Raw genomic sequence first — 12,571 nt, forward strand, 5'->3', positions numbered from 1 at the left:
TTCCCATACCGAACACGGAAGTTAAGCTCTCTAGCGCCGATGGTAGTTGGGACCTTGTCCCTGTGAGAGTAGGACGTCGCCAAGCAAAAAACTAAGTCGATTCGACTTAGTTTTTTTTGTGTTTATTTTTATTTACCAAATGTTAATATCTATAAGTTTAATGACCCTAAAGAAGAAAAAAGAATGAAAATGAGGCTATTTAAAGTAATAGCAATGATTTTTTGTTTTCTAGGTTTTCCGAGTGTTCCTAAAATAATCTTTATGATAGGAAACGTTATTTCTACCACAAGTATATATTTTAAAAAGTGGGATGATATAAATAAGTATTCAATCATTACAGCAATGACTGCGATACAAAGGAAGACAATAATGAAAAAGTGTAGTTCGTGTTTTCATTATTGTCTTCCTTATAAATAAAATGAATATAAACGATATGCTTTATATTAAAGCATACGGAATAAGTATACAAACCGTTATGTGTACAATAGATCTCTAGAAATATATATTCTAATTCCCCCCTCCTTCTTGCATATAGTTGCAATTCTTCTTTTGAATATAACTAAAACACGAACGTTATTGGTGAGTAATAAAAAAACATTCGATTATTTGTTGACATTGTTTATGAAATATTGTTAATATAACCATAGAAAGAATAATATATAAGACCTCATATAATCGCGGGGATATGGCCTGCAAGTCTCTACCTAACGACCGTTATTCGTTAGACTATGAGGGAAAGTCACTCGGTATTTTTCTATTCACAAGGGATACGTATGCCTGAGTAGAGCGCTTTCTCTCATAGTAAAAGAGAAACTGTTCTATTTCAGGCTTTTTTTATTTGAATCGGGGGGATTCTAATATGAAATCACTAGTTGGAGTCATAATGGGAAGCACGTCAGACTGGGAAACAATGAAATATGCTTGTGACATTTTAGATGAATTAAATATACCGTATGAGAAAAAAGTTGTATCAGCTCATCGGACTCCGGATTATATGTTTGAATATGCAGAGACGGCTCGTGAACGTGGATTGAAAGTTATTATTGCTGGAGCTGGCGGGGCAGCACATTTACCAGGAATGGTTGCAGCGAAGACGAATCTTCCTGTAATCGGAGTCCCAGTTCAATCAAAAGCGTTAAACGGCTTAGATTCATTATTATCCATCGTCCAAATGCCAGGAGGGGTTCCTGTTGCAACTGTTGCAATTGGTAAGGCTGGTTCAACAAATGCTGGTTTACTTGCTGCACAAATACTTGGATCATTCCATGATGATATACATGATGCATTAGAATTGAGAAGAGAAGCAATTGAAAAAGATGTGCGCGAAGGTAGTGAGCTAGTATGACGAGAATCATTTTACCTGGAAAAACAATCGGCATTATTGGAGGCGGCCAGCTAGGAAGAATGATGGCATTGGCAGCTAAGGAGATGGGATATAAAATTGCTGTTTTAGATCCTACAAAAAATTCACCATGTGCACAAGTTGCTGATATTGAAATTGTTGCACCATATGACGATTTAAAAGCAATTCAGCATTTAGCAGAGATCAGTGATGTTGTCACATATGAATTTGAGAATATTGATTATAGATGTTTACAATGGCTAGAAAAACATGCTTACTTACCACAAGGCAGTCAGTTGTTAAGTAAAACACAAAATCGTTTTACAGAAAAGAATACGATTGAAAAAGCAGGATTACCAGTAGCAACGTATAGATTGGTTCAAAATCAAGATCAGCTTACTGAAGCCATCGCCGAGTTATCATATCCTTCCGTCTTAAAAACGACGACAGGTGGATATGATGGGAAAGGGCAAGTTGTTTTAAGAAGTGAAGCTGACGTTGATAAAGCGCGAGAGCTTGCGAATGCAGCAGAGTGTATTTTAGAGAAATGGGTGCCTTTTGAAAAAGAAGTATCCGTTATTGTGATTCGTAGTGTAAGTGGTGAAACGAAAGTATTTCCGGTAGCGGAAAATATTCATGTAAATAACATTTTGCATGAATCTATCGTTCCAGCTCGCATTACAGAAGAACTTTCTCAAAAAGCAATTGCTTATGCAAAAGTGCTCGCGGATGAACTAGAACTTGTGGGAACACTAGCGGTAGAGATGTTTGCTACAGCTGATGGTGAGATTTATATTAATGAATTAGCACCAAGACCTCACAATTCAGGACACTATACACAGGATGCATGTGAAACGAGTCAATTTGGTCAACATATTCGAGCAATCTGTAATTTACCTCTTGGAGAAACAAATTTGTTAAAACCAGTTGTCATGGTAAACATTTTAGGCGAACATATAGAAGGGGTCCTAAGACAAGTGAATAGATTAACCGGGTGCTATTTACACTTGTATGGAAAAGAAGAAGCAAAAGCGCAGCGGAAAATGGGGCATGTTAATATTTTAAATGATAATATTGAAGTCGCTCTAGAAAAAGCGAAGAGTTTGCATATTTGGGACCATCAAGAACAACTGTTGGAGGGAAAAAGATGATTAGTCGTTATACACGCCCAGAAATGGGTGCAATTTGGACGGAAGAGAACAAATTTAAAGCGTGGTTAGAAGTTGAGATTTTAGCTTGTGAAGCATGGGCTGAGCTTGGCGATATTCCAAAAGAAGATGTTAAAAAAATTCGTGAGCATGCATCATTTGATATTGATCGTATTTATGAAATTGAAAAAGAGACACGTCATGACGTAGTTGCATTCACTCGTGCTGTATCAGAAACACCAACATTAGGTGAGGAACGTAAATGGGTTCATTACGGTTTAACATCTACAGACGTAGTAGATACAGCGTTATCTTACATCTTAAAACAAGCAAATGAAATCATATTAAAAGACTTAGAAAACTTTGTAAGCATTTTAGCTAACAAAGCGAAAGAGCATAAATACACGATCATGATGGGAAGAACACATGGTGTTCATGCAGAACCAACAACATTTGGTTTAAAACTTGGTCTTTGGTATGAAGAAATGAAACGTAACGTAGAGCGTTTCAAACAAGCTGCTAATACAGTTCGCGTTGGTAAATTATCTGGTGCGGTTGGTACATACGCAAATATCGATCCATTCGTAGAAAAGTATGTTTGTGAAAACTTAGGATTAGAAGCAGCACCAATTTCAACACAAACATTGCAACGTGATCGCCATGCTCATTACATGTCAACACTTGCACTAATTGCAACATCTATCGAAAAGATGGCAGTTGAGATTCGTGGTTTACAAAAGAGTGAAACACGTGAAGTTGAAGAAGCTTTCGCAAAAGGCCAAAAAGGTTCTTCTGCAATGCCACATAAACGTAATCCAATCGGATCTGAAAATATGACTGGTTTAGCTCGTGTTATCCGCGGTTATATGATGACAGCGTATGAGAATGTTCCATTATGGCATGAGCGTGATATTTCTCACTCTTCGGCGGAACGCGTAATTTTACCAGATGCTACAATCGCATTAAATTACATGTTAAATCGCTTTGGTAATATCGTTAAAAACTTAACTGTATACCCAGAGAATATGAAACGCAATATGACAAGAACATACGGCTTAATCTATTCTCAGCGTGTAATGCTTACATTAATCGACAAAGGTATGGTACGTGAAGAAGCTTATGATATCGTACAACCTAAAGCGATGGAAGCTTGGGAAACACAAGTACAATTTAAAGAGCTTGTAGAGGCTGATGAGCGTATTACGAGCAAGCTAACACAAGAAGAAATTAATGAATGCTTCAACTATGAGCATCATATGCAACACGTTGATACAATCTTTGAACGCCTAGGATTAAACGAAGCGTAAAATTTTATATGGCACAGAATAGAGTCATTCTGTGCCATTCTTTATAAAAATATTATTCACATTTTTCAAACTACAGGGGGCTTGCGAAATGCAAAAGCTAGAATTGCTGTATGAAGGTAAGGCAAAAAGAATTTATCGTACAGAATCAGCAGATATGGTTTGGGTAGAGTACAAAGATAGTGCGACTGCTTTCAATGGGGAGAAAAAAGAGACGATTACAGGAAAAGGTCGTTTGAACAATGAGATTACAACTTTATTGTTCAGAAAGTTACAAGAAGTAGGAATTAAAACACATTTTGTTGAGAAGTTATCTGAGACAGAGCAACTTGTTAAAAAAGTGAGTATTATTCCTTTAGAAGTTGTCACAAGAAATGTAATTGCAGGAAGTCTTTCAAAACGATTAGGAATGGAAGAGGGAACTGTACTTGCAGAACCCATCGTAGAATTTTACTTCAAAGATGATGATTTAGGAGATCCGCTTGTAACGGAAGATCATATTCGTGTATTAAAAGTTGCATCGCCAGAGCAAGTAAGTGTATTACGAGAAATGGCTCTACAAATCAATCAAGTGTTGATTGATCATTTCGCAAGCTGTCGTGTAAGACTAGTAGATTTCAAATTAGAGTTTGGTGTAACGGAAGAAGGAGAAATTATTTTAGCAGATGAAATTTCACCAGATACTTGCCGTTTATGGGATGAAACGAGCAATGAAAAGTTTGATAAAGACGTATTCCGTCGCGATCTTGGAAATTTAACAGATGCTTATGAAGAGATTTTAAAACGTTTAGGGGGAATTTCACATGTATAAAGTTAAGGTATATGTAACATTAAGAGAAAGCGTATTAGATCCACAAGGAACAGCAGTAAAAGGAGCACTTCATAGTCTTTCGTTCACAGAAGTACAAGACGTTCGAATCGGAAAATATATGGAATTAACAATTGATAAATCAGTATCTGACCTTGACGCAAAGGTAAAAGAAATGTGTGAAAAACTATTAACAAACGTTGTAATGGAAGACTTCCGTTATGAAGTTGAGGAGGTTGTCGCACAGTGAAATTTGCAGTCATAGTATTCCCAGGTTCGAACTGTGATGTTGATATGTTCCATGCAATTAAAGATGAGCTCGGTGAAGAAGTAGATTACGTTTGGCACGATAGAGAGAATTTAGATGAATATGATGCAATTTTACTACCTGGTGGATTCTCTTACGGTGACTATTTACGTTGTGGTGCTATTTCTCGCTTTGCTAACGCAATGAAAGCAGTGCAAAAAGCTGCTGAGCAAGGAAAGCCGATTTTAGGTGTATGTAATGGATTCCAGATTCTTGTTGAATCAGGATTACTACCAGGAGCGTTAATGAGAAACGAAAACTTAAAATTTATGTGCCGAACAGTTCAGCTGCGTGTTGAAAATAATGAAACGATGTTTACATCACAATATGAAAAAGATGAAGTAATCAATATTCCAATCGCGCATGGTGAGGGGAATTACTATTGTGATGAAGAAACGCTAAAAAGATTAGAAGAGAATAATCAAATCGCATTCCGTTACGTAGAAAATCCGAATGGAAGCGTTTCAGATATTGCTGGTATTGTAAACGAAAAAGGAAATGTACTTGGTATGATGCCACACCCAGAGCGTGCTGTAGATGAATTACTTGGCGGTGCTGAAGGGTTAAAAGTCTTTCAATCTATCTTAAAACAGTGGAGGGAAACATATGTCGTTAATGCTTGAACCAAATCCAACACAAATTAAAGAAGAGCGCATATATGCGGAAATGGGGCTAACAGACGAAGAGTTTGCCATGGTTGAAAAGATTTTAGGCCGTCTGCCAAATTATACAGAAACAGGATTATTCTCTGTTATGTGGTCTGAACATTGTAGTTATAAAAATTCGAAGCCAGTACTTCGTAAATTCCCAACGACAGGTGAGCGCGTTCTGCAAGGACCTGGGGAAGGCGCTGGAATTGTAGATATCGGTGATAATCAAGCGGTTGTATTTAAAATGGAAAGTCATAATCACCCTTCTGCTATTGAACCATATCAAGGCGCAGCAACAGGCGTTGGTGGTATTATTCGTGACGTATTCTCTATGGGAGCACGTCCAGTAGCTCTATTAAACTCACTTCGTTTCGGTGAATTACAATCACCACGTGTGAAATATTTATTCGAAGAAGTAGTAGCAGGAATCGCAGGATACGGTAACTGCATCGGTATTCCTACTGTTGGCGGAGAAGTACAATTTGATCCATGTTACGAAGGAAATCCACTTGTAAATGCAATGTGCGTAGGTTTAATTAACCACGAAGATATTAAAAAAGGTCAAGCGCACGGTGCTGGCAATACAGTAATGTACGTGGGAGCATCAACTGGTCGTGACGGTATTCACGGTGCAACATTCGCATCTGAAGAGCTATCTGAAAGTTCAGAAGCGAAGCGTCCAGCAGTTCAAGTAGGAGATCCATTTATGGAGAAGCTTCTTATCGAAGCATGTTTAGAATTGATTCAATCGGATGCACTTGTGGGAATTCAAGATATGGGTGCAGCTGGTTTAACATCATCTTCTGCAGAAATGGCAAGTAAAGCAGGTATGGGTATTGAAATGTACTTAGATGATGTACCACAGCGTGAAACAGGAATGACACCATATGAAATGATGCTATCTGAATCACAAGAACGTATGCTAATCGTTGTGAAAAAGGGTAGAGAGCAAGAAATAGTAGATTTATTTGAGAAGTATGGTCTTGCAGCCGTTACGATGGGGAAAGTAACGGAAGACAAAATGCTTCGCTTATTCCATAAAGGTGAAAAGGTAGCTGAAGTACCAGCGGATGCTCTTGCAGAAGAAGCGCCAATTTATCATAAACCATCAAAAGAAGCAGCATACTTTGCTGAATTCCAGGCAATGAAAATGGAAACACCAAAAGTAGACAATTATAAAGAAACGTTATTCGCTCTATTACAACAACCGACGATTGCAAGTAAAGAGTGGGTTTATGATCAATATGATTATCAAGTTCGCACAAGCACAGTTGTTACACCAGGTTCAGATGCAGCAGTTGTACGTGTACGCGGTACAGAAAAAGGATTAGCAATGACGACAGATTGTAACTCTCGCTACATTTATTTAGATCCAGAAGTGGGCGGTAAAATTGCAGTAGCAGAGGCAGCACGCAATATCGTATGTTCTGGGGGAGAGCCACTTGCAATTACAGATTGCTTAAACTTCGGTAATCCAGAAAAACCAGAAATCTTCTGGCAAATTGAGAAATCAGTAGATGGTATGAGTGAAGCTTGTCGTACATTACAAACGCCAGTCATCGGCGGAAACGTATCAATGTATAACGAACGTAGTGGTGAAGCAGTATATCCAACACCAACAGTTGGGATGGTTGGACTTGTACACGATTTAAAACATGTAACAACACAAGAGTTTAAGCAAGCTGGCGATTTAGTTTATATCATCGGAGAGACGAAAGCTGAGTTTGGTGGAAGTGAATTACAGAAAATGATTCACGGCAAAATTTTCGGTCAATCACCAAGCATCGATCTAGATGTAGAGTTAAAACGTCAAAAACAAGTATTAGCAGCAATTCAAGCTGGCCTTGTTCAATCTGCACATGATGTTGCAGAAGGTGGTTTAGCAGTTGCAATTACTGAGAGTGCAATTGGTGCAAATGGTTTAGGTGCTACTGTGAAATTAGATGGAGAAGCAACAGCAGCATTATTTGCAGAATCACAATCTCGCTTCGTTATAACTGTAACACGTGAAAATAAAGAAGCGTTCGAGAAAGCGGTAGAAGCAATTCAAGTTGGAGAAGTGACAAATACAAATGAAGTAACAATTCATAATGAAGAAAATGAAGTATTACTTACAGCAAATGTAGATGAAATGAGAAAGGCTTGGAAAGGGGCAATCCCATGCTTGCTGAAATAAAGGGGTTAAATGAAGAATGTGGCGTTTTTGGAATTTGGGGGCATGAAAATGCAGCACAAGTTTCGTATTACGGATTGCATAGTTTACAGCACCGTGGACAAGAAGGCGCAGGCATCGTCGTAAATAATGGTGAGAAAATTGTCGGTCACAAGGGGTTAGGTTTAATATCGGAAGTATTTTCAAGAGGTGAGCTAGAAGGCTTAAACGGAAAATCAGCAATTGGACACGTACGATATGCGACAGCTGGCGGAAGTGAAGTTGCTAACGTTCAACCATTATTATTCCGTTTTTCTGATCATAGTATGGCATTAGCTCATAACGGAAACTTAATTAATGCAAAAATGCTTCGCCGCGAATTAGAAGCAGAGGGAAGTATTTTTCAAACAAGTTCAGATACAGAAGTACTTTTACATCTTATTAAACGTAGTACGAAAGATTCATTAATTGAGAGTGTAAAAGAGGCTCTAAATAAAGTGAAAGGTGCGTTTGCATATCTTTTACTAACTGGAAATGAAATGATCGTTGCGCTAGATCCGAATGGATTCCGTCCTCTTTCAATTGGAAAGATGGGGGATGCTTACGTTGTAGCATCGGAAACATGTGCTTTCGATGTAGTAGGTGCAACATACATTCGTGATGTAGAACCAGGTGAACTACTTATCATCAATGATGAAGGAATTCACGTAGATCGTTTTACAAATGAAGTAGATCATGCAATTTGTAGTATGGAGTACATTTACTTTGCACGTCCGGATTCTAATATTGCAGGTATTAACGTCCATGCAGCACGTAAAAACATGGGAAAACGTTTGGCGGCAGAAGCTCCTATTGAAGCTGATGTTGTTACTGGTGTACCAGACTCTAGTATTTCAGCGGCAATTGGTTACGCGGAGGCGACAGGAATTCCATATGAGTTAGGATTAATTAAAAATCGTTATGTTGGACGTACGTTTATTCAACCTTCTCAAGAACTGCGTGAGCAAGGGGTTAAGATGAAGCTTTCAGCAGTAAGAGGCGTAGTTGAAGGAAAACGAGTTGTGATGATTGACGATTCTATCGTAAGAGGAACGACGAGTAAACGAATTGTTCGTATGCTTCGCGAGGCTGGAGCGACAGAAGTCCATGTAAGAATTGCTTCACCACCTCTTAAGTATCCATGTTTCTATGGCATTGATATTCAAACGAGAAAAGAATTAATCGCAGCAAATAATTCAATAGAAGAAATCCGTCAAATCATCGGAGCAGATTCTTTAACATTTTTAAGTGAAGATGGATTAGTAGATGCAATTGGACGTCCATATGAAGGGAAATATGGCGGTCTGTGTATGGCGTACTTCAATGGAGATTATCCAACAGCTCTTTATGATTATGAGCAAGAGCTTTTAGAAAGTATGAAATAAGAAGAAAAAAGCTTCTACTTCTTTTGATGTAGAAGCTAGCTTCTTTCTTAAAACGGCCGGCCCTGGATAGGGAGAAATTAAAAGACGAGGTGTAGATAACGATGGCGAATGCATATAAGCAAGCAGGAGTAGATATTGAAGCTGGATATGAAGCGGTATCTCGCATGAAAAAACACGTACAAACAACAATGAGAAAAGAAGTACTAGGCGGTCTAGGCGGTTTTGGAGGTATGTTTGATCTATCAAAATTTGCATTAGAAGAACCTGTATTAGTATCTGGAACAGATGGCGTGGGAACGAAATTGATGCTCGCTTTTATGGCAGATAAACATGACACAATAGGTATTGATGCAGTAGCAATGTGTGTAAATGATATTGTTGTCCAAGGAGCAGAGCCGCTTTTCTTCCTTGATTATATTGCTTGTGGTAAAGCTGAACCTAGTAAAATTGAAAACATCGTCAAAGGTATATCAGAGGGCTGTCGCCAAGCTGGTTGTGCATTAATTGGTGGAGAAACAGCTGAAATGCCAGGAATGTATTCTACGGAAGAATATGATTTAGCTGGTTTTACAGTTGGAATTGTTGATAAAAAGAAAATTGTAACAGGTGAAAAAATTGAAGCTGGTCAAGTATTAATTGGCTTAGCATCTAGCGGTATTCATAGTAATGGTTATTCTTTAGTACGAAAAGTATTACTAGAGGATGGAGAACTATCTTTAGATCGCATTTACGGACGCTTAGAACTACCTCTTGGTGAAGAATTATTAAAACCAACGAAAATTTATGTCAAACCTATTTTAGAACTATTGAAGAAATATGAAGTATACGGTATGGCGCATATTACAGGTGGCGGATTCATTGAAAATATTCCACGTATGTTACCAGAAGGAATTGGTGCAGAAATTGAATTAGGATCTTGGAAAATTCAACCGATTTTCAGTTTACTTCAAGAAGTTGGAAAACTAGAAGAGAAAGAAATGTTCAATATTTTTAACATGGGTATTGGTATGGTAGTAGCGGTGAAGGAAGAAGATGCAAAAGATGTTGTTCGTCTTCTTGAAGAGCAAGGAGAAACAGCTTGTATTATTGGACGTACTGTACAAGGCGCTGGTGTTACCTTTAATGGGGGCACAGCACTATGAGTAGATTAGCAGTTTTTGCTTCTGGAAGTGGATCTAACTTTCAATCTCTCATCAATGCGGTAGAAGAAAAAAGATTAGATGCAGATATTAGTTTATTAGTATGTGATAAACCAGAAGCACGCGCTGTTGGACGGGCACATTATCATCATATTCCATGTTTCGCTTTTTCAGCGAAAGCATATGGATCAAAAGAAGCGTTTGAAAAAGAAATATTAAAGAAGCTAGAAGAGTATGAAATTGATTATGTTATTTTAGCTGGATATATGCGTTTAATTGGGCCGACATTACTAGAAGCTTACGGCGGAAGGATTATTAATATTCATCCATCACTACTACCGAGTTTTCCGGGTAAAGATGCTGTTGGTCAAGCGTTAGAAGCAGGTGTGAAAGTAACTGGAGTAACAATTCATTATGTAGATGCAGGTATGGATACAGGCCCAATTATTGCGCAAGAAGCAGTAGTTGTTTCTGAAGGGGATACGAGAGAAAACTTACAAAAGAAAATTCAACAAGTTGAACATAAATTATACGTAAATACAGTGAATCAAATTGTTCAGTCTGTGAAAGAACCAACTGTTAACTAACATACAACCAGGGGTGAAGGATAAATGAAAAAGCGTGCATTAGTAAGTGTTTCAGATAAAACAGGAGTAGTGGAATTTGTTAAAGGTTTACTAGAACAAGGGATCGAAGTTATATCAACAGGTGGTACGAAAAAATTACTAGAAGAAAACGGCTTACAAGTAATTGGTATTTCTGAAGTAACGGGGTTCCCAGAAATTATGGATGGCCGCGTAAAAACATTACATCCAAACATTCATGGTGGTCTATTAGCAGTTCGCGATAATGAAACGCATGTAGCGCAAATGAACGAGTTAGGTATTCAAGCAATTGACTTTGTTGTTGTTAACTTATACCCATTTAAAGAAACAATCGCTAAGCCTGATGTAACATTTGCTGATGCGATTGAAAATATTGATATCGGTGGCCCAACAATGATCCGCTCTGCTGCGAAAAATCATAAATTTGTATCGGTAATTGTAGATCCGGTAGATTATGATGTTGTATTAGCAGAGCTGAAAGAGAACGGTGAAGTAAAAGAAGAAACGAAACGTAAATTAGCAGCTAAAGTATTCCGCCATACAGCTGCATATGATGCGTTAATCTCTAACTACTTAACAGAGCAAATGGGTGAAGAAAGCCCAGAAACATTAACAGTGACATTTGAGAAAAAACAAGATTTACGCTATGGAGAAAATCCACATCAAAAAGCAACATTCTATAAAGCACCATTCGCTGTAACTTCTTCTGTTGCATACGCAGAACAATTACACGGTAAGGAATTATCTTATAACAATATTAACGATGCAGATGCAGCACTTAGTATCGTGAAAGAATTTACAGAGCCAGCAGTAGTAGCAGTAAAACATATGAATCCATGTGGTGTTGGAGTAGGAACTGATATTCATGAAGCATACACACGTGCTTATGAAGCAGATCCAGTATCAATTTTTGGAGGCATTATCGCAGCGAATCGCGAAATTGACAAAGCTACAGCAGAAAAGTTACATGAAATTTTCTTAGAAATTATTATTGCACCTTCTTTCTCAAAAGAAGCTTTAGAAGTGTTGCAAAGTAAGAAAAACTTACGTTTACTAACTGTAAATATTGAAAAGGCGACAAGTGCAAGCAAAAAACTAACTTCTGTACAAGGTGGTCTTCTTGTTCAAGAGGAAGATACGTTATCATTAGATGAAAGTACAATTTCAATTCCAACGAAACGTGAACCGTCAGAGCAAGAGTGGAAAGATTTAAAACTAGCTTGGAAAGTTGTAAAACATGTGAAATCAAACGCAATTGTTTTAGCGAATGATAACATGACAGTTGGTGTAGGTGCAGGACAGATGAACCGTGTAGGTTCTGCAAAAATCGCAATTACACAAGCTGGCGAAAAAGCACAAGGTAGCGCACTTGCATCTGATGCTTTCTTCCCAATGCCAGATACAGTAGAAGAAGCAGCAAAAGCAGGAATTACGGCAATCATTCAACCAGGCGGATCAATCCGTGACGAAGATTCTATTAAGATGGCAGATGCGTATGGGATTGCGATGGTGTTCACTGGCGTACGTCATTTCAAACATTAATAGAGGATGTTTAAAAAGTCCGGTCAAGATAACTGTCGCATGTCGTCGTTGCATGGCCAGTGCGGTACTCATGTAGGAAAACTACACTCCGTGTCCTCCTGTCAGATGCGCCTCGACCTGCTCGGTTCTCTAGATCCTTCTTTTTAAACT

General features: G+C 38.1%; 11 protein-coding genes, 1 rRNA gene, 1 pseudogene and 1 riboswitch. Of the genes and pseudogenes, 12 read left to right on the forward strand and 1 reads right to left on the reverse strand.

What is annotated here, in order from left to right; all coding sequences use genetic code 11:
• Positions 1 to 85: ribosomal RNA gene (rrf, locus tag KVT31_RS31015) — 5S ribosomal RNA — on the forward strand; the annotation flags it as partial.
• A 64-nt stretch (positions 86 to 149) separates the two neighbouring features.
• Here rrf and KVT31_RS30405 read toward each other — a convergent pair.
• Positions 150 to 396: pseudogene (locus KVT31_RS30405) on the reverse strand (hypothetical protein).
• 251 nt (positions 397 to 647) lie between these two features.
• A riboswitch (purine riboswitch) is annotated at positions 648 to 749 on the forward strand.
• A gap of 110 nt (positions 750 to 859) precedes the next feature.
• On the opposite strand from KVT31_RS30405, the gene purE reads away from it, so the two are divergent.
• From purE to purH, 11 genes are all read left to right on the forward strand, one after another.
• Positions 860 to 1,345 (forward strand): 5-(carboxyamino)imidazole ribonucleotide mutase, encoded by a 486-nt coding sequence (purE, locus tag KVT31_RS21475; protein ID WP_000839367.1) that lies wholly within the window; start codon positions 860 to 862, stop codon positions 1,343 to 1,345.
• Positions 1,342 to 2,493, forward strand: coding sequence for a 5-(carboxyamino)imidazole ribonucleotide synthase (gene purK, locus KVT31_RS21480; protein WP_088094910.1), 1,152 nt, complete (start codon positions 1,342 to 1,344; stop codon positions 2,491 to 2,493). Before purE ends, purK begins: the two co-directional genes overlap by 4 nt.
• Positions 2,490 to 3,797 (forward strand): adenylosuccinate lyase, encoded by a 1,308-nt coding sequence (gene purB / locus KVT31_RS21485; protein WP_088094911.1) that lies wholly within the window; start codon positions 2,490 to 2,492, stop codon positions 3,795 to 3,797. Before purK ends, purB begins: the two co-directional genes overlap by 4 nt.
• Positions 3,798 to 3,885: 88 nt before the next feature.
• A complete protein-coding gene (gene purC / locus KVT31_RS21490) occupies positions 3,886 to 4,605 on the forward strand; it encodes a phosphoribosylaminoimidazolesuccinocarboxamide synthase (protein WP_088094912.1) in 720 nt (239 codons plus the stop codon).
• Positions 4,598 to 4,852: a phosphoribosylformylglycinamidine synthase subunit PurS gene (gene purS, locus KVT31_RS21495; protein ID WP_000278821.1), complete on the forward strand. Its 255-nt coding sequence runs from the start codon at positions 4,598 to 4,600 to the stop codon at positions 4,850 to 4,852. Before purC ends, purS begins: the two co-directional genes overlap by 8 nt.
• Positions 4,849 to 5,532: a phosphoribosylformylglycinamidine synthase subunit PurQ gene (purQ, locus tag KVT31_RS21500; protein ID WP_088094913.1), complete on the forward strand. Its 684-nt coding sequence runs from the start codon at positions 4,849 to 4,851 to the stop codon at positions 5,530 to 5,532. The genes purS and purQ overlap by 4 nt, the downstream gene beginning before the upstream one ends.
• Complete coding sequence (gene purL, locus KVT31_RS21505) at positions 5,516 to 7,735, forward strand: phosphoribosylformylglycinamidine synthase II (RefSeq protein ID WP_088094914.1); 2,220 nt, start codon at positions 5,516 to 5,518, stop codon at positions 7,733 to 7,735. Before purQ ends, purL begins: the two co-directional genes overlap by 17 nt.
• Positions 7,720 to 9,135 carry an amidophosphoribosyltransferase gene (purF, locus tag KVT31_RS21510; RefSeq protein WP_000879030.1) on the forward strand — a complete coding sequence of 472 codons (1,416 nt, stop codon included), beginning with the start codon at positions 7,720 to 7,722 and terminating at the stop codon, positions 9,133 to 9,135. Before purL ends, purF begins: the two co-directional genes overlap by 16 nt.
• A gap of 101 nt (positions 9,136 to 9,236) precedes the next feature.
• Positions 9,237 to 10,277 (forward strand): phosphoribosylformylglycinamidine cyclo-ligase, encoded by a 1,041-nt coding sequence (gene purM, locus KVT31_RS21515; protein ID WP_088094915.1) that lies wholly within the window; start codon positions 9,237 to 9,239, stop codon positions 10,275 to 10,277.
• Positions 10,274 to 10,861, forward strand: coding sequence for a phosphoribosylglycinamide formyltransferase (gene purN, locus KVT31_RS21520; protein WP_088094916.1), 588 nt, complete (start codon positions 10,274 to 10,276; stop codon positions 10,859 to 10,861). The genes purM and purN overlap by 4 nt, the downstream gene beginning before the upstream one ends.
• A 24-nt stretch (positions 10,862 to 10,885) precedes the next feature.
• Positions 10,886 to 12,421 (forward strand): bifunctional phosphoribosylaminoimidazolecarboxamide formyltransferase/IMP cyclohydrolase, encoded by a 1,536-nt coding sequence (purH, locus tag KVT31_RS21525; RefSeq protein WP_088094917.1) that lies wholly within the window; start codon positions 10,886 to 10,888, stop codon positions 12,419 to 12,421.
• Positions 12,422 to 12,571 lie beyond the last annotated feature (150 nt).

Origin of the sequence: Bacillus sp. GbtcB14 (genome assembly GCF_019091205.1) — a bacterium.
GTDB lineage: Bacteria > Bacillota > Bacilli > Bacillales > Bacillaceae_G > Bacillus_A > Bacillus_A cereus_AG.

What these genes read in the sequence shown, in the direction of transcription:
- purE (WP_000839367.1), top strand. Translation starts at nt 860, where the DNA reads ATGAAATCACTAGTTGGAGTCATAATGGGAAGCACGTCAGACTGGGAA.
- purK (WP_088094910.1), top strand. Translation starts at nt 1,342, where the DNA reads ATGACGAGAATCATTTTACCTGGAAAAACAATCGGCATTATTGGAGGC.
- purB (WP_088094911.1), top strand. Translation starts at nt 2,490, where the DNA reads ATGATTAGTCGTTATACACGCCCAGAAATGGGTGCAATTTGGACGGAA.
- purC (WP_088094912.1), top strand. Translation starts at nt 3,886, where the DNA reads ATGCAAAAGCTAGAATTGCTGTATGAAGGTAAGGCAAAAAGAATTTAT.
- purS (WP_000278821.1), top strand. Translation starts at nt 4,598, where the DNA reads ATGTATAAAGTTAAGGTATATGTAACATTAAGAGAAAGCGTATTAGAT.
- purL (WP_088094914.1), top strand. Translation starts at nt 5,516, where the DNA reads ATGTCGTTAATGCTTGAACCAAATCCAACACAAATTAAAGAAGAGCGC.
- purF (WP_000879030.1), top strand. Translation starts at nt 7,720, where the DNA reads ATGCTTGCTGAAATAAAGGGGTTAAATGAAGAATGTGGCGTTTTTGGA.
- purM (WP_088094915.1), top strand. Translation starts at nt 9,237, where the DNA reads ATGGCGAATGCATATAAGCAAGCAGGAGTAGATATTGAAGCTGGATAT.
- purN (WP_088094916.1), top strand. Translation starts at nt 10,274, where the DNA reads ATGAGTAGATTAGCAGTTTTTGCTTCTGGAAGTGGATCTAACTTTCAA.
- purH (WP_088094917.1), top strand. Translation starts at nt 10,886, where the DNA reads ATGAAAAAGCGTGCATTAGTAAGTGTTTCAGATAAAACAGGAGTAGTG.